Below are 20,864 nucleotides of genomic sequence, written 5' to 3'. Positions count from 1 at the left end.
TAGCTATTTTAGCCACATTCTTTTACTTTGGTCCATTTAACAATTAGCCAAGATTACCTTGAGTCGTAAAAAAGTTTTTTCCTCTTCAGTTATTGCATGTGCCAAGCTGGCCCTGTGTGTCTTTATCCTGTGGGCCTTTCCCGTGCAACACCTTTTCGCACAGCCTGTTCCGGTTGGCGACATCAAGGATAACCAGTACCGAACCTTACAGCTTCTTTCAGATTCCACCATAGCAACCTCCCTTACCAACCGTCCGCTCTGGATGCCTGACTACCGGGCTCTGACAAGCCAGTTTTCCCCCCCGGCCAACGCCTGGTGGTCCCGGTCATTGGAAGGCCCCCGGACCACTTTTTTTGACTTCTTTGAAGCAGGAATATATGAGCCGGTATTGACCAATACCTACAACAGCAGCCTTCCGTACAGCGAAAATAATGACGCTGCATGGTATGGCCGCGGTCTTAACAGTGAATTAAAAGGTGGGTTTTATCTCACCTCGGATTACCTCACCCTTACCTTTCGACCGCATCTTATCTACACCCAGAACCGGGATTTTCCCACGCCGCGTTTTATCCCGACTGACAGCGAGGGGAATCCCAGATATACCGCTATTTTCTCCAATATTGACATGCCCTTCCGGTTTGGTCCTGATTCGAACAGTGATTTTAGCCTGGGCCACTCCTCGGCCCGCATTCACTATAAAGGGATTGAGGCCGGGGCCAGTACGGAGTCGCTCTGGTGGGGACCCGGGGTACAGTATGCGCTGATGATGAGCAATAATGCCGCCGGCATCCCCCATCTTTTCTGGGGCACGCGCGCTCCCATCCCCCTGCCCCTGAACATCGGGGCTATTGAATTTCGCTGGGTCTGGGGCTGGCCGCGCGATTCAAAGTATTTTAGCCGGAACAACAACCAGCGGTTCCTTAATGCTCTTAACTTCAGCTATTCCCCCTCTTTCATCCCAAACCTGACCGTGGGATTAACCCGCTCATTCCACCAGTATGTGCCTGAAAGCGGGCTCGACGCCGACGATTTCTTTGATATCATCCAGGCCTTTCAGAAAACCAGACAGGACGAATCGGACAGCAGAGGGCTCAACGATACAAAAAACCAGCTGGCTTCGGTCTACTTCCGATGGGTTTTCCCTGAAAGCAATGCCGAGATTTATGGAGAATATTTCCGGGAAGACCATAACTATGACCTGCGCGACTTTATGATGGAACCGGACCACGACCGGGCCTATACGCTGGGCGCTCAAAAGATTGTGGAGAGCAACTGGATCGACTTTGTCAAGCTGAATGCCGAAATCAATTCACTGGTTCCCAACAGGATTGACGAGGTGCGTCCCCAAACCTACTATTACCGACATGCCAAAATCAAGCAGGGGCATACCAGCGAGGGGCAGGTGCTGGGAGCTGCTATCGGGCCCGGCTCCAGCAGCCAGTACATCGGCGCCGAAGGCTATTTCCAGGAAGGCATGCTCGGATTATTTGTTCAGCGCGTGGCTGAAAATGATTTCTTCCATTATGAATATTATGATCGGCCCGATCTGGGTACCGGATATAAAGACATCTGGCGGCACCGCATCAATTTGAATATTGGGTTGCAGGGTTCCTACAAAACCGGCCCTCTGTTGCTGGGAGCCAAATTGATTTGGAACAAAAACTACAATTACGGGCGATATGATTATGGCAAATTGGATGTTGATTTCGACACCGTTGAGAAGAAAGACAGGCTCAACATGCAGCTGCAGTTCTCCGCCCGCTATCTCTTTAATTTTCAATAATCGAAGATGCGGACCGGCAATCAACCAAACGAAGTTCTCGGAATCATAAAACCCAATAGTTTGATCTCCACCTTATTGTATACAGCGACTACCAAATACAAGGCAATAGTCCTTTTGCTTATAGCGCTTATTGCAGCAGCTCCCCTGCATCTGAGTGCCCAAACTATTCCCGTGGGCGATTTCCGGGACACCCAGTTTCGGCTGCTCCAGCTGATGTCCGACTCTACTGCTGAAATCTCTTTTATGAATCGTCCTGTCAGTCACAGCAGCTACCAAAAGACCGTTCAGAACGCGGGAACATCGGCTGCCTGGTGGGCACAGCCACTACAGTCGCCCTCGATTGAGCTCTCTGATGATTTTACGCTCGGCTTCTATGAACCCCGGCTGGCCGGCACCTATAACAATGAGCTGCCATATGGAGAGAATAATGGAGCCGCCTGGTATGGCCGGGGGATGAATACCGAATTTCAGGGGGGCTTCCACCTGACCTCCCACTTTCTGGATATTAATTTTCGACCGCACATTATCTATCAGCAGAATAAAAAGTTCCGGGTTCCACGCTTTGTCCCCGTCGAACGCGACGGCGATATCCGCTATGTAGCCGAAGGTACGCTCCCCGAGGATACCCTAGCACAGCGTATTGACCGCCCTTACCGGTTTGGACCCGACAGCTATTCAACCTACGACTGGGGACACTCATCCGTACGATTTCATGCCCAGGGCCTGGAACTGGGATTAAGTTCCGAACCTCTCTGGTGGGGCCCCGGCGTGCAATATGCCCTGACCATGAGCAATAACGCCCCCGGCGTGCCCCACGCCTTCCTCGGGACGCGCGCCCCCTTCGAACTTCCCTGGAATATCGGCCACCTCCAGCTAAAATGGATCTGGGGCTGGCCGCGTGACTCTGGCTATTTTGACCTCGGAAAACGCTATCAGCGCAAGCGCTTTATGAACGGGCTGAATATCGTATACTCCCCCTCTTTTCTTCCGAATTTTCATGTGGGCACCAGCCGTATCATCCATCAGTATATACCGGACGAAGGGCTCAAAGCCGCAGACTACTTTGCTATTTTCCGCTCCTTTCCCAATCCTGAAGAGAAGGTATTGGACGGATTCAGGGATGCCAGTCACTACCAGGAAAAAAATGCTCTTTCGTCCGTATTTTTTCGGTGGGTCCTTCCCGAAAGTGATGCCGAATTTTACGGGGAATTTTACAAAGAGGATCATAACTGGAATTTTCGGGATTTTCTGATGGAGCCGCAGCACGGCCGGGCCTACACGCTGGGCGCCCAAAAAATCCTACAGAGCAGCTGGATAGACTTTGTCAAGGTTAATGCGGAGATCAACTCCCTGATCCCCCCTCGCGTAGATGATGTTCGTCCACAGACCTACTACTACACACACAAGAAGGTTAAGCAGGGGCATACCAACCGGGGACAGGTACTGGGGGCTGCTATTGGGCCCGGCTCCAGCAGCCAGTACATTGGCATCGACGGCTATTTTAAGAACGGCAAGGTCGGAATTTTCGCCCAGCGAATGGTTGAAAATGACCATCTTCATTTTGAATTCAACCAGCGATGGTATCCCCTGGGAGGCTTTAAAGATCAGTACCGTCACCAGGTGAAACTCAATATCGGCCTTAACGGTAAGTATCGCATTTCCAACCTTTTGCTGGGCGCAAGCATGGTATGGAATAAAAACTATAACTATGGACGCTTTAATTATGGCCGACTCCCAATCAGCTGGGAGGGCCGCTACAAGGATGATCTCATTAATATGCAGTATCAACTATCCGTCCAATACCTGTTTCAATAAAGCAGCTTGACATGCTGCCTTTCTTCATCCGATCTGAAACAAGCGGGAACCGGGAAGACAAAGTGCAGCGCTCTGAAAATCCGGTAACGTTTGTGTTAGAATTTATATTTTATAGTGTATAGGGGGGCATCTCCTCCTCATTGTTGACTTTGAACCTTTACGATCTGCTATTTTGAAGACAGCCATCATTACGGATTTTCTCAATCAATTCGGCGGTGCGGAAATTGTCACCAACCAAATTGCCTCTCTTTTCCCCGACGCGGATATCTACACGATGATAGCGGAAGATGAGATTGTGAATAAGTATTTTGCCAATCACAAGGTGGTGGAACATCCCAAGCTCAGGGATTCGCGATGGCGAAGGAAGCATTATCGCAAGCTGCTCCCCTTTTATCCCACCTATATTGAAGATTTTGACCTGAGGGACTATGATTTGGTTATTTCCAGTTCTTACTTGTGGGCCAAAGCGGTATTATGTCGTCCCGAAACCCTGCACATATCCTATGTGCACACTCCCATCCGACAGGCCTGGGTCAAATACCATGAATACCTGTACAATGAAAACGACATCGGGCGCTTCACCCGGCCTATTTTACGCTATGTGATGAATTATCTGCGGATCTGGGACGTTGCCACAGCAAACCGGGTAGATTACTTTATCGCCAATTCCACGACTGTTAAAAAGCGCATTGAACACATCTACCGGCGGCCGGCCCGGGTGATACATCCTCCCATCAAGGTCGAGGCCTATCGTGATAAATATACCCAGGTTGAAAACGGCGATTACTATATTACGGTTGGCCGGCTCGTTCCATACAAAAGAGTAGACCTCTTAATTGAAACATTTAACGAGTTTCCAGATCGTAAACTACTCATTGCCGGTGCTGGAAATGACAGTGAACGCTTGAAGGCCCTAGCCAAATCCGACAACATTTCCTTCCTCGGCTTCGTAGATGAGGAGACGAAAACCGAATTGGTTGCCAAAGCCAAGGCGTTCCTGTTCGCCGCTGAAGAGGATTTCGGCATGAGTCCCGTTGAAGCGATGGCACTGGGAACACCGGTGATTGGATTTGCCAAAGGAGGAACCCGGGACTATATCAAGGAAGGAGTGAATGGACTCTTTTTTGAGGAGCAAACCTCGGATAGCTTGCGACAGGCGATAACCACTTTTGAGCAGCAGGCCTTTGATAGGGAGGGTGTAATTGACTCAGTTGCTCATTTTGATGAAAAGCACTTTCGCCAACAATTCAAAGCTTTTGTTGATGAAAAGCTCAATGACACCGGTAACGTTAATGTTGAGAGCTGATCCGGTGCAGGTAGACCCAATAGCTAAACAGATCCACCGGATTTAATGTCCATCTGTGTCCAGATGAATCATCTTGAAGATAGTTTGCCCCAGTATTTTCAAGTCCAGCCCGAAACATTGTTTTTCGACATAGATCAAATCATAATCCAGGCGTTTACGCATGTGATCTTCATCCAGCGTGCCGCCCCGGTATCCCTTCACCTGGGCCAAGCCCGAGATGCCGGGTTTTACCGCATACCGATAGTAAAAATCGTTGTACATATTGTTCCAGTGGGCACATTCTTCAACCTGGTAGGGCCTCGGACCAATAAGGCTCATATCGCCTTTTAACACATTGAGCACTTGCGGCAGTTCGTCCAGGTTGGTCATCCTGAGCAAACTGCCAAACCAAAAAACACGTTTGTCGTTTTTCTGGGTGACCACCGGCTTCCCGTCAATACGGCGAAGATCCAGCTGATGCATGGTCCGAAATTTGTAGCAGATAAAATCATGGCCATGCTGACCGGTCCGCCGTTGTTTATACAATACCGGCCCTCTTGAACTGAGCTTGATAAAAACAGCAAAGATTGGATATACCAGCAAAAAGACAAGAAAGGCAAAGCATCCTATAAATAAATCGATGCTGCGCTTTCCGCGAAAAGTGTTATTCGCAAGTGATTCAAACTTGGAATAACTACTGTCTGTGCCCTCGACCGACCCTATGTTCGTATCGTACATTTCCTGTACAATAGATTGTCTGACCGTTTGATATTTCTCTTGAATGACATTATTAGCGGCCACCGATTCGCTTTTATATCCCATCTTAATAATTTATTGAGAAATTGTAGCTAACTTATCTTATAGCCAATACTTATGTTAAAAGTTCCAATACAAAAGTCAAATATAGAACTATTTCGCTAATAGTAAAAAAAGAACTCCACCAACCCGTTTTATTACGTACCCTTCAGCCCCCTTATCACAGTAAACCAACTGCAGCAATGGCCGTAAGTCCGCTCACGAATATCGAAATAAACCGGTGTGTTAAGCCAGGCACAGAACAGCATCCGTTAGGCCAAAGACCAGCTATTCCTAGAAATCGATGCCAATCGTTACGTAATGAATTGGGTCACTTTCAAACCCTCCCCGGTAGTAGGGCCAGCCCACATCATACCGCAGCGGAAAACCAAACAGAATGGTTCTGAGCCCAAATCCTGCACCCATCAGGATGTCTCCCTCATTGACAGCCACGGAACGCTCTCCCCTTTCCGTTAGAAACGTCCGTTCTACTTTACGGGCTACTTTAAAATCAAGCTCTCGGCTGTTCAGCACTTCGGGATCCGCGCCCGGCTGGCCGCGGTATTCGAACAGAATATCCTGACCCCAGGCCATACCAGCATCCCAGAACGCCACCCCCGTCAAGTTATAAAGGGGAATGACAGGAATAGGCCCCGGCAGAATAGCTGCGAAGAGCGGAAATCGGAATTCGGCATTGATGAGGCTAAACTTGTCGCCATAGGTGGCATTATAGGGGTGTCCGCGCAGCGGAAGGGCCGGCAGCGTGAAGAAGGTATCCCCGAGCCGGTCCAGCGGCAGAGAGTTGCCTGACCATTTTTGGTTGATCCAGCCCAGCATTCCGCCCATGAAATAGGTCTGAGAATCGCTGCCGAATGAAGCCGCTCCCGAACCGCGGAATGCCAGGGAATACCGGGAACCAAGATTGAAATACTTTCGAAAATCCCCAAGGACAGACGCAAACTGGGGTGTTTGGCTGGTCACAGGGGGGCTAGCCGTAAGGCTTACCGAATAACGCGATCCTGACACAGGAGTGATAAATCCCTGCAGCGTTTTATCACTGGTATAGGTAATCTGCGGATAAATAAAAGTAGAGGTCTCATTCTGAGTCTGATCGGAATAGGCAATGGAAAAGTCCTGCGCCAACCCTACGGCTGACACCCCGACATCAATGCGCCGGAACTTGTCTATCGGGTATTGTACGTTAACAGCACCGCCGTAGGACCGGAATCGGTAAAGTCGGCCGGAGAAATCCTGGAAATTACTGGCATTATGGAAAAAATTGAAAATCCAGTTGGCCCGATTCTCCATGTAGCCGTACTGCAGGAAGTAACTGCTGTTGCGCAGATCAAAATTCAGGTTACTGCCAAAGGCAATCTGGTGATTGCCCAGCAGGTCACTGAACACGATTTGAGTCAGTCCGTAGGTGCCGTAATAGGTTGAAAAGCTCCCTCCCGCATAGACCAGGTCGGTCGTGAACTTCAGCCGGTACTCCCGGGGAACATAGCGCCCGTCATCGGTGCGATTGCCCTCCAGGTCAAACTTCGACTTGTCGAGGTATTTTGATGCAAACACCGTGTCTTCCTCGACTGATGAATCAAAGACATAGTTTCGAAAATCAATACTGTCGGCATCCGCTTCCTCCTGGTTGGTGGTATCTGCCGGGGCCGCGGTCCCGGAGGTGTCGGCCGGAACCGTATCGATGGTATCCAGCACAGCCGGTTTAGGTTCCCGGCCGCTGACCTGGTCCGAAACCGCCTGAGAGAGGCTGGTCTCATCAACAGGCGTGGTACGAAGCATCTGACGAACATATTCTGTAGCCGGCACCCTTTCTCCAACGCTTTCCCGGGCTCTCCGCTGCGCCCACTCGTTGGGTTCAAGCGGCTGCTCCTTTTTGTTGGACATCGGCGACCGAATCAAAAAGATGTCAAGCGCCCCCTCATTAATCGTATTCACCGCCAGCCGACTGCCGTCAGCACTTACCGACATCTGCATGATGCCCGTCTGCAGATCAGTCAATGGCGCTGTAGTCCGGTCATCCAGATTCATCTGGTAAACATTGGGAATTCCATTTTGATCGGAGATAAAAAACAGCTTCCCATCGCGGGTGGTTATCGGCTGATTCTCGTTCCACTTGGGTGTGATAGTCAAACGCTGGGCCCGCGATGAACCGATGGTAACCGAATAGATATCACTGCTGTACAGATCATCCGTAAGCAGCAGGCGGGAGGTATTTTTAACGTTGTTGAGCCTGACCTCATCCCCACGGTTTGAGACGAAATAGATGGTTTCGGAATCGGAACCCCATGCCGGCTCGTAGTCTGAGATCACATCATTCGTGACATTGTTGAACTCCTCGGTCTGCAGGTTGTACACATAAATATCCTGGAACGGACCGATATTACCGTCAAAAGCGATCTTGTTGCCATCCGGCGACCAGGCCACCGAACCGATTGCATCCAGGCGGGGAAACTTCACCATTTGGACCTTGCCCGTATTGTAATCTACGATGGCCAGGTTGTCATCCCCTTTGGATTTGGACGAAAGAGTAATTTTCGTACCGTCCGGCGACCAGCTGAGGTTCGGGTTCAATATGTTGAGCTCTTCGAAAACAACGTTATCCTCACCCTTGATCAGGGTTTTCAGCTTTTCTCCCGTAAGAGCACTGACTACCACCACGTCAAAATACCCGCGTGTGTTTGTTATCATCGCGATCTTGTCTCCCTGCGGCGACACGGCGGGGCTGGTATTAAACGTGCCAAACTTTTCGCGCTTGGTTACCAGTTCGGCAAAGTCCGTGATGTCCTCGCGATTGGCCACTTCCGGCAGGTACCGTTCACGGTAAAAATCCCTCCACTGCTCCGAAAGCTCCTCGATGTTATAGCCTGTGGTGCGTGTAAATGCCGTTTCCACACTCCGCTGCGTTTTCATGGTCTGGATAATCTCGGTGATCTTCTGCCGTCCGTATTCTTCGACAAGATAGTTCCATACAGACTGCCCTCCCCTGTAGGCAAAATATCCCCCCAGCCGCGGAATAGGAGGCAGATAGTCATTGATGATGGCATCCCGAATCCACATATCGGTCTCTGTATCCCACCCCAAGGAGGTATACTCGGACATCCCCTCGTTAAACCAAAGGGGAATTTGGAGGGCATTTCCGCTCAGGCGCGACTGCACTGTGCCCCCGTAAAACATGTCGTTGATGACCGCATGCACCAGCTCATGGTGCAGCGTACTTCGAAATTTGGTAAAATTCCCCGTAAAGGGCATTGTAATGCGGTTTTTATAGGCATCCGTTACACCGCCGATTCCTTCAGCATCCACCGGAAGGGGAACCACATTTGTCTGGGAAAAATCATTATGAGAATCATAGATGATTATCTGTATCCGATCGGCAATACGATGGTCAAAATCCTCATGCAGCTGCTGGAGAGCCGCCTCCAGGGCAGTAGCTGTAAAGTTGGCCAGATCATAATTTTTTGACGTATAGTAGTATACATCAAAGTGCTCGGACTGGATATAGCGCCAGTCAAAATCATCATACTGCACCCGGTTTTTGCCAAATGAGAAGTACTGGGCATCGACTGTCTGGGTCAGCCCCCCCAGCAGAATCATCACAAAAAAGCCAATGAAAAACCGGAAACCGAATTGTGGCTTATTCATATCAACGAGTTTTTTTAATATTAGATTTATCCCCCTTATCCACAAGCTGAAGATCAATTTGTCGAGCCTTTATGTCTGTTCTAACAACTTTCACGTACAATTCTTTCCCCAACTGGTATTTTTTTCCGCGATTTTTACCAATCAGGCAGTGCTGTTTTTCATCATAAATATAATAATCATCTGATAAATCACTTACCCGGACCATTCCTTCACAGTGGATATCTTTGAGATCAACAAAGATGCCGCTCTCCATCACACCACTGATGACGCCCGGAAAATCTTCTCCAAGATGCTGACTCAGATACTCAACCTGTTTCAACTTGACCGAATCACGCTCGGCATCGATAGCCGCACGCTCCCGTTCGCTGCAGTGCGAACCCAGTTTTTTCAGTTCATTAAAAGTATAACTGGGCTTTCCAGAGGCATAGCTTTTCAATAAACGATGAACTATCACATCTGGATAACGGCGAATCGGACTGGTAAAGTGTGCATAATTATCAAATCCAAGTCCAAAGTGCCCGATGTTATCGGGGCTGTACTCGGCCTTGGCCATCGCCCGGAGCATCAGGTCGTTAACCGTAAGCTCAAGGGAAGTATCCTTGATCTGTTCCAGCAAGACGTTAATTGCCTTGGAACTGACTACGGGACTGTCAATATGAAAGTTGATGCCGATGGGCTTAACATTCTCCTCGATATTCTTCAGCTTGTCCAAATCCGGCTGATCATGAATGCGGTAGAAGAACGGATAGAGTTCGTTGGTGGTCTTCTTGTTCGAACGCTTGCGAAGCCCCTTGATGTGCTTGGCCACCGTCCGATTGGCCATCAGCATACACTCTTCGACCAACCGGTGAGCAAACAGCCGTTTCTTGAGCTTGACATCAATCGGCTTGCCATTTTCATCAAGCACAAACTTGGGTTCCGGGGTGTCAAAGTCAATACTCCCCTCCCGGAAGCGCTTATCAAGCAGGACATGGGCCAGTTTGGCGGCCATCTGCATCTGCGTGGCGTAGTCGCTGGATGCCCCGTCTATCACTTCCTGTGCCTTCTCGTAGGAAAAACGATGATCCGAATGAATAACGGTCTCTTTGATGGAGTGATCCACCAGTTGTCCACTGGGAGTGATCTCCATGAAACAGCTATATGCCAGCTTGTCTTCATGCGGACGCAGACTGCAGACGCCGTTGCTGAGCTTCTCGGGCAGCATAGGTATCACCCGGTCAACCAGATATACACTGGTTCCGCGGTTGTGGGCCTCTTCGTCCAGTACGGTTTCCCGCGGCATGTAGTGAGTTACATCTGCGATGTGAACCCCAAGATAGTAATTACCATTGTCGAGCATCTCGATACTTATGGCATCATCAAAATCTTTTGCATCTTCGGGATCAATGGTAAAAACGGTCTTATCACGGATATCATGACGCCTCATAATTTCCTTTTCAGCTACACCTGTGGAAATATTTTCAGCATAGGATTCGACCTCTTCCGGGAAGCCGGCCTTAATCTCGTTTTCCGCCAGAATGGAAAGCAGGTTGGCTTCATTGGTCCCTTCCCTGCCCAGCACTTCGATGATACGCGCCTCTGGCAGGGAGCGGGGGTGTACCCAGTCAACGAGTTCAAAGGCCACCTTATCCCCGGATTTGGCCGCTCCTATATTACCGGCCAGAACAAAAAAATCAGTGTGAGCTGATTTCTCATCCGGTTTAATCAAGTAATTGCGTTTGCCCTGCTTTTTCAGGGTTCCCACAAACATGCTTCGGCCGCGTTCCAGGATTTCAACTATTTTACCCTCGCGTCGTTTTCCTCGTCCACGACTGAAAAGCTCGACCTTGACCCGGTCATTCTGCAGGGCTGTGCCCAGGTGCTTGGAATGTATGCGCACATCCTCATCAAAAGCTTCAGTGATGAGGTAGCCCGTACCCCGGCGGCTGATGTCGATCTTGCCTGTGATAATGTTGTCACTGCCTCTTTCTTTCCGATCATCGGAGGCCAATTGAATCGCTCCACCCTTTCGCTTGACGATCAAGTTTCGATCAAACAGGCTGTTTATGGCGCCTTTCAGGCGGTTGTTGTCTTTTTTTCCGTCTACTTGTAAGATATTCTGAAGTACATCAAACGGTAGCTGTGCCTGCGGATTTTTCCGCAGTATGTCGAGAATAATCTCTTCAAAGGTTTCTTTCTTGCTCTTATTCATTAAATAAATTTTTAAATCTTTCTATAATTTCAATGTTGTTACTTTTATTCAGTCTCTTCTGTCCTTGTTGCACTCTCACCAATGTTCTCCTCCTCTTTTCGAGCAGGGGTGGATGATGGGCCACCTACTACTTTGTGCCATAATTCCTGCCACGTATTGAACTGGAACTGTGTTTCCAGTCCCACTCCGTCCACACTTGGCGTTATGTCGCCGGCCTGAGACTGAACACCAAAATTACTCAATATCTGGTTCTGCCGGTGAAACGCCGTAAGTGAGAGCCTCCGGCTGATGCGATAGGTGGCATTAAGATCACCAATACGGTCTCCGAGCGTCGTTTGGGGACCACCGCCGGTAATCTGACCTTCACGCCGTAAAATGAGGCGGTCGTTATACAAACGCAATGCTATTCCCAGGTCGACTTCATTATACGCATTCAAATTAAAATCAATATCCATACGGCTGACATCGCTGTCAAGCAGGGCGTTAATCTGATTGGATAGCAACGGACTGATAACCTGATTTGAGAGCAGCGGGTTCAATACGGTTGACCCCCTGGTCAGGCTCTGGCTGAGTGATGCGGTAGCGCTTCCAGCTCCCTGAGTCGGGATAAATTGTCCCGTAAACAGGATACTGGTAGCCTGCAGGAGCTTTTGCTGCTCATCCCGGTTGATCTGGCTGATGGTATACGACAGGGTTGAGCTCGACGAGAGATCCAGCGAACTCGGCAGCTGAAAGTAATAACTATTTTCGACACTATTCAAGGTGCCGGTGATATCAACAATAAGATCAACCGGTGCCTGCTGGCTACTGCTCTGGCCTTGGGATTCTATCGGGCCCTCCGCCGTAAGCGTCGCGATATTGGGGCGCGCATGATATACAGCACTGATATCGAGTCGGGCATTATCAGGAGGCCCCTCCCATACGATCGTTCCTCCGGGTTGCAAATCGAGCTTTCTACTGATGATCTCACCCGTCACAAACTGGTAGGTTCCACTGGCGATTTGATAGCGTCCAAACATCTGCACCTCCTGGTCCTGCATGGTAATACGCATTTGACCCGAACCCCGTGCATTGAGCTCTTCACCCGTTACCGGATCAAAGATCAGGTTGACGGCAATATTGTTGTCAGTGATAAAACGAAGATCCAGATCGAACCGTTCGCTGAAAGTCATCGACTGTATTTCCTGCTGCAGGGCTTCCTCCTGCTGTTCCTCTTCCTCGCCATTGGCCGGCTCCGGTGATTTTTCCCGCTCCTCGAACGAATCTACAAACTGGATAAATTTGCCGGTCTCAGTGAGCTCCGTCTCTTCCAGCAGGGGAATGGAGACCCCAGAATCATCGGTCAGACGCACCGGGCTGGGCGTACGCATATACATGTCGGTATTGGAACCACTCAGCCTGATGGTACCTGTTCCGGAAACATTCCCAAAGAACGGGATATCGGGATCCATGGTGTTATTTAAGAACTGCAGCTCGTCCATGGCCATCGACAGATCGAGGTAGGTGATCGGCTTAAAATCATTCAGATCCACGGTGCCCCACAGTGTGCCCGAACCGCCTTTTGTATCCATGACCGAGAGTGAATCCAGGATAACGCCATCCTGCCGGTCTACTGTTACGGGACCGTTGATAAAATAGTTTGTATTCACAAATCGTGGTTTAACAAAGACGTTCTGTGCCTCAAAATCGGCATGGAAATCCAGGTTATTTAAGTCCCCGCTGACATATCCTTTTCCTGATGCCTGCCCCTCCATCTGCTGGAAAAGGTTATCCACAATCAGGGGAATCAGCCACATATCGATCTGTTTGAAGTCGGTATCAAAATAAAAAAGGCTGTCCTCCCGGGCCGCTGCTTCCGCCGTCGAGAAATAACCGTCAAGCACAAAGTGCTGCTGCACCCCGTCATTGGCCTTCAGATATGCCCCATATTTCTCGGGGTCGGTAAAAACCTCGATTCGCGTATCAAACCGATCGCTGGCCTGGTTATAATTGCTGTCGAAGGTCACATCGCCCACAATCCGGTCATTGAGGCTAAAACGATCAACATCGAGTTCACCCTGGATGGTCGGCTGGTCCACAAGCGACTGGGTCTTCAGCCGACCGTTTAAAATACCTCCAAACCCAACCTTCCCGTTGACCAGGTCCGATATGCGCGAAAGGTTGATGTCCCTGAGAGTATAAGACAGGGAATCCTGCTGACTGCCGCTCAGGGTTCCCTGGAGCTGAAAATATTCATCCTCATTTTCGAAACTGAAATCAGTAAAGACAGCCCTCTTCTGCTCCAAAAAATGCACAACGGGCCTCTCGCGGCTGGTCCACGCATATTGATCATTGCCCAGATAGAATGTTTCAATGGCAGCAACGAGCGAACTGTCCGTTAATCCGCCTGCCAGCTCCAAATCAAAACGAGCGTCTTTCCCAATTCTATTTACGCGTTGCCGGTAGTAGAGCGAATCCTGCTTCATCGCAAAATCCACCCCCACGGAATCCATATCTATCAGGCTCGAGTTCAGGGTTCCAACATCAGCCTTAAAATCAATGGATGACGATACTTTGAGTGGCTGCCCGCTACGGAAACTGGCCGTCAGCTGGGTCTGCCCGTCCTTTATGCTCCATTGGTCAAATTGCAGGGTGTCGGCCCGCACCTCTGCAGAAAACAGTAACCGGTTGCGATCGGAGTTGACATTGAATGTAATACGCGAATCGGTATGAAAAGGGGGCGCATAGGGCAAATACTTCCTGACAAGGCTCAAGTCCTTCGCCCTCACTCTCCCGTCCAGAACAATATTCTGTGAAGGATACGGCAGTTGCTGCAGGGTGCTGTACGAGCTGTCAATGGTAATTTCCTCATGGTATCGTTCCTTTAGATAAGCAGACCAAAAACGGCCCTGCCGCAGGATTTCATCCGGATATATGTTACCGCGGATATTCATGTCAAAAAGAGTACTCGTTACCCTGAAAGAACGCCGCTGGTTATCCAGGGTGTTAATATCCGCATAAAACTGGTGCGCCTTTACCGAATCTCCGCCAATAACCGACGGCGCCACGTCAAAACTGGCCCGTCCCTCGGTATCCGCCAGATCCAGCTCCTCAGCCTCCACGTTGTAATCAAAATTAAGCTGCGTCGGGGCTATCAGGGTATCCCCGGAGATCTCGGCCAGGTTAATATTTTCAGCCCTCCCTTTGAGAATAATCGGCTCCCGTTCACGACTGAAGTCAATTTCACCAGTCCCGGTAATCCGCTGCGATCCTTTCTGGTATTCGTACTGATGATTCCAGCGACCGTGGTCCAGGGCTGAGGTCAGCCGGAACCGGTCGACGGTCAGCTGATTAACCAGGCTCTGCTCAAAAAGAACTTCAACATCCGAAACAGCCTGCTCCGGTTCATAGCCCCTTCCATTAAGCGTCGCTTCAAAATTCAGGGAGGTTGTATCCAGGGCGGTCGCCAGCCAGCTCACATCCATATCACGGGCTCTTATCAACCCCTGGTATCCATGGGGAGCCGTCAGCTGGCCTTGCCCCTGCAGATCCAGCAGTCCGAAGGGCGAACTCACTTCCAGGTCAACATTGATGGAATCCAGGCTGCCATCGGCCTCGCCCCGCATCGTGAGCCCCTCAAGAGCCTCGTACTTCGGCGCCCGCACCGTATCAAGCAGGGCCCGGAGATCCTGACGCCGCACATTCACGCTGTCTATGCTTAGCCGGTATGAAAAGGCATCCCGCTCCCGCAAGTTCCGGAAGGCCCCGTTCAGGCGAAGCAGGCTCTCCCCCTTGCCGATGGAAACCTCATCCACCCAAAGCGAGTCGGTTGATCCCTCCGTATACAACTGGAAGGTAAGCGGTCCCGAGACATCGGGAACGGCTGGAATGACATCCCGCACTTCCTGCGGGTACAGCGCCGTAGAAATGATATCCAGGTCATAATGGGCCGTCAGAAATTGATTCATAAAGTCGGGCGTTCCGAGATCCACCCCATCGATTTCCCCGTTCAGAATCATTTCTGAATTCCCAAAGTGCAGGTAAAACGAATTAAATTCCAAATAACGCTGATCGCTGTATACTTGTCCTGTCATTGAGAATTGCTGCAAATCCAGCGCTTCTGTTTCAGCCGATATGGACTCGATATCGAGATAGCGCTGGTTGCCGGTCCACTCCAGGAAGAAATTGGCATTCAGGTTGGAGATTGTAACCGATTGCGGCAGGTTCACGGCCTGTGACTTGTCGGTAAAATTCTGCAGATGCAGCGTTCCGTTCGAAATCGCCATCCGGGGAGCCAATATTTCCACATTACTCAACCAGGGCTCATCAGACTCAGCCGAAGTATCCGGGGGTGACTGCAGGCGCCTTAAAAAAACAATCTTGCCATTTTCGTCCCTGCGCAGCCAAAGCTCCGGGTTTTCAATGACCAGTCCGGTGATGCTTACTTTATTCTGAAGCAGTTCCCAAATGTCAATCTTGTTGCTGACGCTGCCGATACGGGCCAACGTATCGGTTTCAGCTGCGTCCCGAGAAACCAATACCACATCCTCCAGCTGTACATTAAAGGGCAAGAACCCGTGCAGGTCTCCCACATTCAGTTTGGCATCATACTCCTGCCCTATCCGGCTTTCAATGCGATCGAGCAGATAATTATGGGTAATGTCAAGCTGGAGCAATCCCACTACGCCACCGACGGCTATGAGTATTATCAAAAGAACTATGAGGACAGTGCCCCATAAATATTTCCAGCTTTTATGTAACCAGCGTAGAATCAAAAATCACTTATACCTAATAATATTTACGTTAAACTGTGCCAGCGTATACTGCCACGCTTCCCTGAGCATTGAAAAATCAGTACAAGGGTGAATATAAGGCGAACCCCAGTCTTTCAATAACACTAATTGCAGCGTATTATCTTTTACCTTTTTATCCGTCTTCATGGCTTCAATGAGCGCCTCAATATCCGTGGGCATTGATTGAATCTGTTGCTTGTATAACGGCAGGAAAGGGGCAAAACGTATATCATCAACCGGATGGCCCAGGTGCTGTGAAAAATAGGTCGCAGCAATCATCCCGGCAAAAACAGCCTCCCCGTGAGAAAGGCTTCCATAGCCGGCCACTTTTTCCAGGGCGTGTCCAAAAGTATGCCCAAAATTAAGAAAAGCCCGTTTTCCGGCTTCCAGGGTATCCTCTTCTACAATATCAGTTTTGATACGGATGCTCTCGCTGATAATCTGCGCCCATTCTTCACCCGGCTCAAGGGCGCCCCGCGAGAGGCCGGCCACCTGATCGAACAATTCCGGCGATCTTATCGCAGCATATTTTAACACTTCCGCCATCCCGGTGATCCACTCTTTCTGTTCGAGTGTTTGCAGAAAAGCGGTGTCAGCAAAAACGGCATCGGGCTGATAAAAAGCTCCTATCAGGTTTTTGCCCGTATCATGATTCAACCCCGTCTTGCCCCCGATGGAGCTGTCCACCATGGCAAGCAGGGTGGTAGGCATATGGATCAGCGGGATGCCCCGCAACGTGGAAGCAGCTACGAAACCCGCCAGATCGCCGGAAACCCCTCCTCCCACCGCCAGCAGGGGCGTCCCCCGTTCCACGCCATCTCCGAGAATCCGATCTATCAGTGATTGCCACTGCCCCAGCGACTTGGACCGTTCGCCCTCGGGAACCGATAGCCACAAACTGTCTTGGAAATACTCATCGCAGACCGCCTGTACTTTTTCGCCGTGCAAGCGATGGACCTTCTCATCAATGACGACAATGATTTTTTCCCTGGAATAACGGTTGGAGCAGAAAGAAGGAAATATCCGGCGAATATCCTGCCCTACATGAACTTCATACTGATCTTCAAATGAAATAGATACTTCAATACTACTGTGCGCCATGATTGCGAATTTTTTTAATCAACGTTTCAACTTGCTTTTGGGGTGACTCCCCGTCCCGTATTTTCAATCGTATTGCGGCCTGTTCGTACAAGGGCAGGCGGTCGTTATACAGCATTTGCAGCTCCTCTTCCAGCACCTCGCGCTCTTTCGTCTTTCCGTGCTCATCAAGCAGAAGCGGGCGATTGGGATCCCTGGATATGCGATTTAGAATGAGCTCCATGGGTGCTTCAATAAAAATAAGAAGCCCCTGACGCTTCAAATGATCAAGCAGGTGCTGGTTTTGCAGGCTTCCTCCACCGAGAGCGACGACCCCACTAAAGTTGTCGGCAACCTCCAGGAGCGATCGCCGCTCGACAGCCCGAAATGAACCCTCCCCCGATTCTTCAAATATACGCGGGATGGATTTACCCGCTCTTTCAACAATTCGATCATCCAGATCTAAAAACGGCCGATCCAGTTTCCGGGCCAGTTTCCGGCCGATGGTTGTCTTGCCGACGCCCATAAATCCACAGAGAAAGATAACTCTAGGCATATTCATTAGGTATTTACTGATTGTTAGGATTCATCGGGGGAACCATCTCCACTTCTTCGCGCTCCAGTACCACAGCGCCGGGAGCTCCCCCCTTCGGTTTTCGAACGTACTTGCATTTTGTGTACATCACCGGTACTGATTTCATTCCACGAGCCTTGGAATAATAGGCTGCATAAGCCGCCGCTTGCAGCAGCACCCGCTTGGGAGGATAGTCTTTACGATTTCCCATGCGAATGACCGTATGAGAACCTCCTACGCCGCGGGCATGCAGCCAGATATCCTCTTTATGCGCCAGGCTGGTCAGCTTGTCGTTGCTCTTGGCATTCTTGCCAATCCATACTTCGTATTTTCCCAGCTTGAATTTACGGTAGGGCGAAGATAGCTGTTTATCATCACTGCTGCCAAAACCAAGCTTATTAAGGCTCTCGCTGTTGTTTTTCAGCCAGGAGTCCAAATCCCATAAACGATCGATTTCCCGGACCTCCTCCAGGAGCGATTGAACATGCAGCAGTTCCTTTTCCTCCCCCGGAAGCCGCTTTTTTGCCTCTTCATATGCCTTGCGGGCATCCTTAGCTTTTTCATAATAGCGTTCAGCATTGCCGGCAATGTCGGCCTGTTCTTTCAGGGGAATCGTTATCTCATCATTGTTTTCATAAAAGTCCTCCACTGTTATCTGTTCTGTGCCCGGAGTCAGCTGTTCGTGCGCATGTGCCATAAGCAAGTGACCAAACTTCTCATATTCATCCGCCCGATTCAAGCTTTTTTCAGCCTGGCTCAACTGGCGAACCATCTCCTTCTTTTTTCCCTCAACCCGCTCCAAAAATTGCACAATATCCTCCTTTTTGGAATGCAGGCGACGCAGGTGTACAGCATTCTTGTAGGCAAACGCCACACAGTCGTTAACGGTTTCGCATTCCTTTTCACTGGGAAGGCTCAGCCACTTCTGCGACCACAAACAGAAATCACCGGTCTCAAGCACCCGGGGATGGGGCTCCTCCAGCAGCGACCGGCTAAGTTCACGAGTAAACGTTTTAACCTTCCCGGGACTCATCTGTTCAACCTCATGTTCTTCGATGATATAGGGGAGCAGGTTCCGCGGCAAAAGCGGGTTAATCTCCGTCATCTGGTTTTTGGCATTCCGTCCGGCACTCACTTCCTCCTTGAACACCGGGGCCATCGGCTCCGGCGGTGACGTACCTTTGAGATCTTCCGGGTTTTTGAAGGCATCCACAATGCGATCCCCCTCCACCAGGAAAACATTGGGGCGGCCGCTGAACAGCTTGAAAAGCAGCGAACGCCCCCCTTCAAAGATTATCGACAGCAGCCGGTCTTTATCAGCCAGGCTCGTATCGACAACTCTCGCTCCTTCAAGTGATGGAAAGAAATCTATGACATTACGTTTTTTGGGAGGCCGGTACCGATCTAAAAACAGGGCCGTTTCCCGTGCATTTGCACTGAAAATAAGCCGCGATGTTTCCTTGTCACTTTCAATATAGATATGCAAAACATCTTTGTGAGGACTGATACCAAAACTAAAAATTCCATTCTGGATCTTTTCTTTTATCTCGCGGTTTAAATATATTAACGTGTAAAAGTTATTCATACCATATTCAGCAAAGAGACGTTCAAAAACTAATGAAAAAATGATTTAGCCGATGACATATCCAATTTTTAATTCGGTCATCAACCGGATAGAGGACGACCTACATAACAGAGAGATAACCATCAATACCTTTCGCACCTGGAATGAAGATAGAATAAATGCAACGGGACTGGAAATTGAAATCGACTTAAGTCAGTCTTCGGATTTCATCAAGGCCCTTTCCATAAACCTGGACTGGGATCGATTCCGCGAAACCGTGCTTGCCAAGCAGCTTGACGGGATGCAAGAGCATCCTTTTCTGCAAGAGGACCATATGGTGAGCACATCCATCTCGCCCGCTATTGACATTGAGATTACCTGGCTGTTCAATGAAAAGGCCCACCATCGAAAGCTGGCAGCCCAGAACGGCTATCACAAGGTCGAAGCGGCCAGCTTGTGGATGGAAGAAATAACGCAGGAAGTAAATCAGCTGTTAGCCGACGATGATATCATCACCCGCTGGCATGTAGAGGTTGAAGGTACGCCAAACGGAAAATACCTCTCGGCCGTCAACCTCATCTCCTACTTTCAATACACCCTTGTGGATCTCAAGAGCCTGAACGAGGTGCATCATTTTGTACTGCGGATTCTGCATGAGCTCCTGGTGAAGTCGAACAAAGTGATAAAATCAGCAGAACAAACACTGGAAAGCCAAGTGGCTGCCTGATTTTAACCTGGTCGGAAAAGTTATGCTTTCCTGTCGGAAGGCTTCCTGTGAACGTACTTGAAGTGCACCCACAATGGACGGTTTTCAGCCTCTCTGATCAATGATGAGGGATTCGTATATCAAGCCAGTGTTAATGGTTACTCTTCTTTTTCCATCATCGACTCATTAACTTGATTCTTGAAATCCTTTGACATTTTTAATACCGGGACATACTGCTCGGGTACGATCACTTCTTCATTTGTCTTTGGATTTCGCGCTACACGTTGGGCTCTCTTAACCACTTTGAATGTTCCAAATCCACGCAACTCGATATGCTCGCCGCGCTTCATAGCGTCAATCACCGTCTCCATAAAGCCGTTGACTACAGCTTCGGTCTCTACTTTTGTAAGTCCCGTTGATGAGGCTATAACGTCAACTATATCTGCTTTTGTCATAATATACCACCTTTAGTCGAGTATAGATTAGCTATTCAAAAGTTAGAATAATGAATATATGCTGTTACAAGCTATACTATTTTAATTACTCTTATTTTAACGCTTTTTTATGGATACTCATAGTTAACATCTTAATTTAAACTGAAAAATTCGAAAATCTTTTTTTACCTTCACCTTGGTTCTTTTT

Annotated in this window: 12 protein-coding genes; 4 read left to right on the top strand and 8 right to left on the bottom strand. The window is 49.4% G+C overall.

Annotation, left to right across the window (positions count from 1 at the left end):
* The first annotated feature begins 58 nt into the window (after positions 1-58).
* The 3 genes from FN808_RS10310 to FN808_RS10300 all read left to right on the top strand — a co-directional run bounded on the left by FN808_RS10310 (position 59) and on the right by FN808_RS10300 (position 4,904).
* Entirely contained in the window at positions 59-1,783 is a 1,725-nt protein-coding gene (locus FN808_RS10310) for a capsule assembly Wzi family protein (protein ID WP_142714510.1), read from the top strand.
* Positions 1,784-1,843: 60 nt separating this feature from the next.
* On the top strand, positions 1,844-3,598 hold the full coding sequence (locus FN808_RS10305) for a capsule assembly Wzi family protein (RefSeq protein WP_185958347.1): 1,755 nt from the start codon (positions 1,844-1,846) through the stop codon (positions 3,596-3,598).
* Between the two features lie 172 nt (positions 3,599-3,770).
* Entirely contained in the window at positions 3,771-4,904 is a 1,134-nt protein-coding gene (locus FN808_RS10300; protein WP_142714508.1) for a glycosyltransferase, read from the top strand.
* Positions 4,905-4,946: 42 nt separating this feature from the next.
* Here FN808_RS10300 and FN808_RS10295 read toward each other — a convergent pair whose 3' ends face one another.
* The 7 genes from FN808_RS10295 to FN808_RS10265 all read right to left on the bottom strand — a co-directional run bounded on the left by FN808_RS10295 (position 4,947) and on the right by FN808_RS10265 (position 19,537).
* Positions 4,947-5,705: a sugar transferase gene (locus FN808_RS10295; protein WP_142714507.1), complete on the bottom strand. Its 759-nt coding sequence runs from the start codon at positions 5,703-5,705 to the stop codon at positions 4,947-4,949.
* Between the two features lie 267 nt (positions 5,706-5,972).
* Positions 5,973-9,338 carry a peptidase MA family metallohydrolase gene (locus tag FN808_RS10290; protein WP_142714506.1) on the bottom strand — a complete coding sequence of 1,122 codons (3,366 nt, stop codon included), beginning with the start codon at positions 9,336-9,338 and terminating at the stop codon, positions 5,973-5,975.
* Between the two features lies 1 nt (position 9,339).
* Positions 9,340-11,529: a ribonuclease R gene (gene rnr / locus FN808_RS10285; RefSeq protein WP_142714505.1), complete on the bottom strand. Its 2,190-nt coding sequence runs from the start codon at positions 11,527-11,529 to the stop codon at positions 9,340-9,342.
* Between the two features lie 44 nt (positions 11,530-11,573).
* Positions 11,574-16,220 (bottom strand): translocation/assembly module TamB domain-containing protein, encoded by a 4,647-nt coding sequence (locus FN808_RS10280; protein ID WP_142714504.1) that lies wholly within the window; start codon positions 16,218-16,220, stop codon positions 11,574-11,576.
* Positions 16,221-16,286: 66 nt separating this feature from the next.
* The gene (aroB, locus tag FN808_RS10275; RefSeq protein ID WP_142714503.1) at positions 16,287-17,402 is read right to left on the bottom strand and encodes a 3-dehydroquinate synthase; all 1,116 of its coding nucleotides are present in this window, start codon (positions 17,400-17,402) and stop codon (positions 16,287-16,289) included.
* A complete protein-coding gene (locus FN808_RS10270; protein WP_185958346.1) occupies positions 17,389-17,934 on the bottom strand; it encodes a shikimate kinase in 546 nt (181 codons plus the stop codon). Before FN808_RS10270 ends, aroB begins: the two co-directional genes overlap by 14 nt.
* A 13-nt stretch (positions 17,935-17,947) precedes the next feature.
* Entirely contained in the window at positions 17,948-19,537 is a 1,590-nt protein-coding gene (locus FN808_RS10265; protein WP_142714501.1) for an NFACT RNA binding domain-containing protein, read from the bottom strand.
* A 52-nt stretch (positions 19,538-19,589) separates the two neighbouring features.
* Between FN808_RS10265 and FN808_RS10260 the strand changes: the two genes are divergently transcribed.
* Positions 19,590-20,243 (top strand): hypothetical protein, encoded by a 654-nt coding sequence (locus FN808_RS10260; protein WP_142714500.1) that lies wholly within the window; start codon positions 19,590-19,592, stop codon positions 20,241-20,243.
* A 137-nt stretch (positions 20,244-20,380) separates the two neighbouring features.
* On the opposite strand, the gene FN808_RS10255 is transcribed toward FN808_RS10260, so the two are convergent.
* Positions 20,381-20,677, bottom strand: a complete 297-nt coding sequence (locus FN808_RS10255; RefSeq protein WP_142714499.1) for an HU family DNA-binding protein — start codon at positions 20,675-20,677, stop codon at positions 20,381-20,383.
* Positions 20,678-20,864: the final 187 nt, after the last annotated feature.

Source organism: Fodinibius sediminis (assembly GCF_900182555.1).
In the GTDB taxonomy this organism is placed as follows: domain Bacteria; phylum Bacteroidota; class Rhodothermia; order Balneolales; family Balneolaceae; genus Fodinibius; species Fodinibius sediminis.
The sequence above is the reverse complement of the archived record's forward strand: the minus strand, read 5'-3'. Positions and strand labels throughout refer to the sequence as shown.

Bases quoted from the DNA above. Each gene is read 5' to 3' on its own strand.
- FN808_RS10290 (WP_142714506.1), bottom strand. From the start codon at position 9,338: ATGAATAAGCCACAATTCGGTTTCCGGTTTTTCATTGGCTTTTTTGTG.
- rnr (WP_142714505.1), bottom strand. From the start codon at position 11,529: ATGAATAAGAGCAAGAAAGAAACCTTTGAAGAGATTATTCTCGACATA.
- FN808_RS10295 (WP_142714507.1), bottom strand. From the start codon at position 5,705: ATGGGATATAAAAGCGAATCGGTGGCCGCTAATAATGTCATTCAAGAG.
- FN808_RS10270 (WP_185958346.1), bottom strand. From the start codon at position 17,934: ATGCCTAGAGTTATCTTTCTCTGTGGATTTATGGGCGTCGGCAAGACA.
- FN808_RS10265 (WP_142714501.1), bottom strand. From the start codon at position 19,537: ATGAATAACTTTTACACGTTAATATATTTAAACCGCGAGATAAAAGAA.
- FN808_RS10260 (WP_142714500.1), top strand. From the start codon at position 19,590: ATGACATATCCAATTTTTAATTCGGTCATCAACCGGATAGAGGACGAC.
- FN808_RS10255 (WP_142714499.1), bottom strand. From the start codon at position 20,677: ATGACAAAAGCAGATATAGTTGACGTTATAGCCTCATCAACGGGACTT.
- aroB (WP_142714503.1), bottom strand. From the start codon at position 17,402: ATGGCGCACAGTAGTATTGAAGTATCTATTTCATTTGAAGATCAGTAT.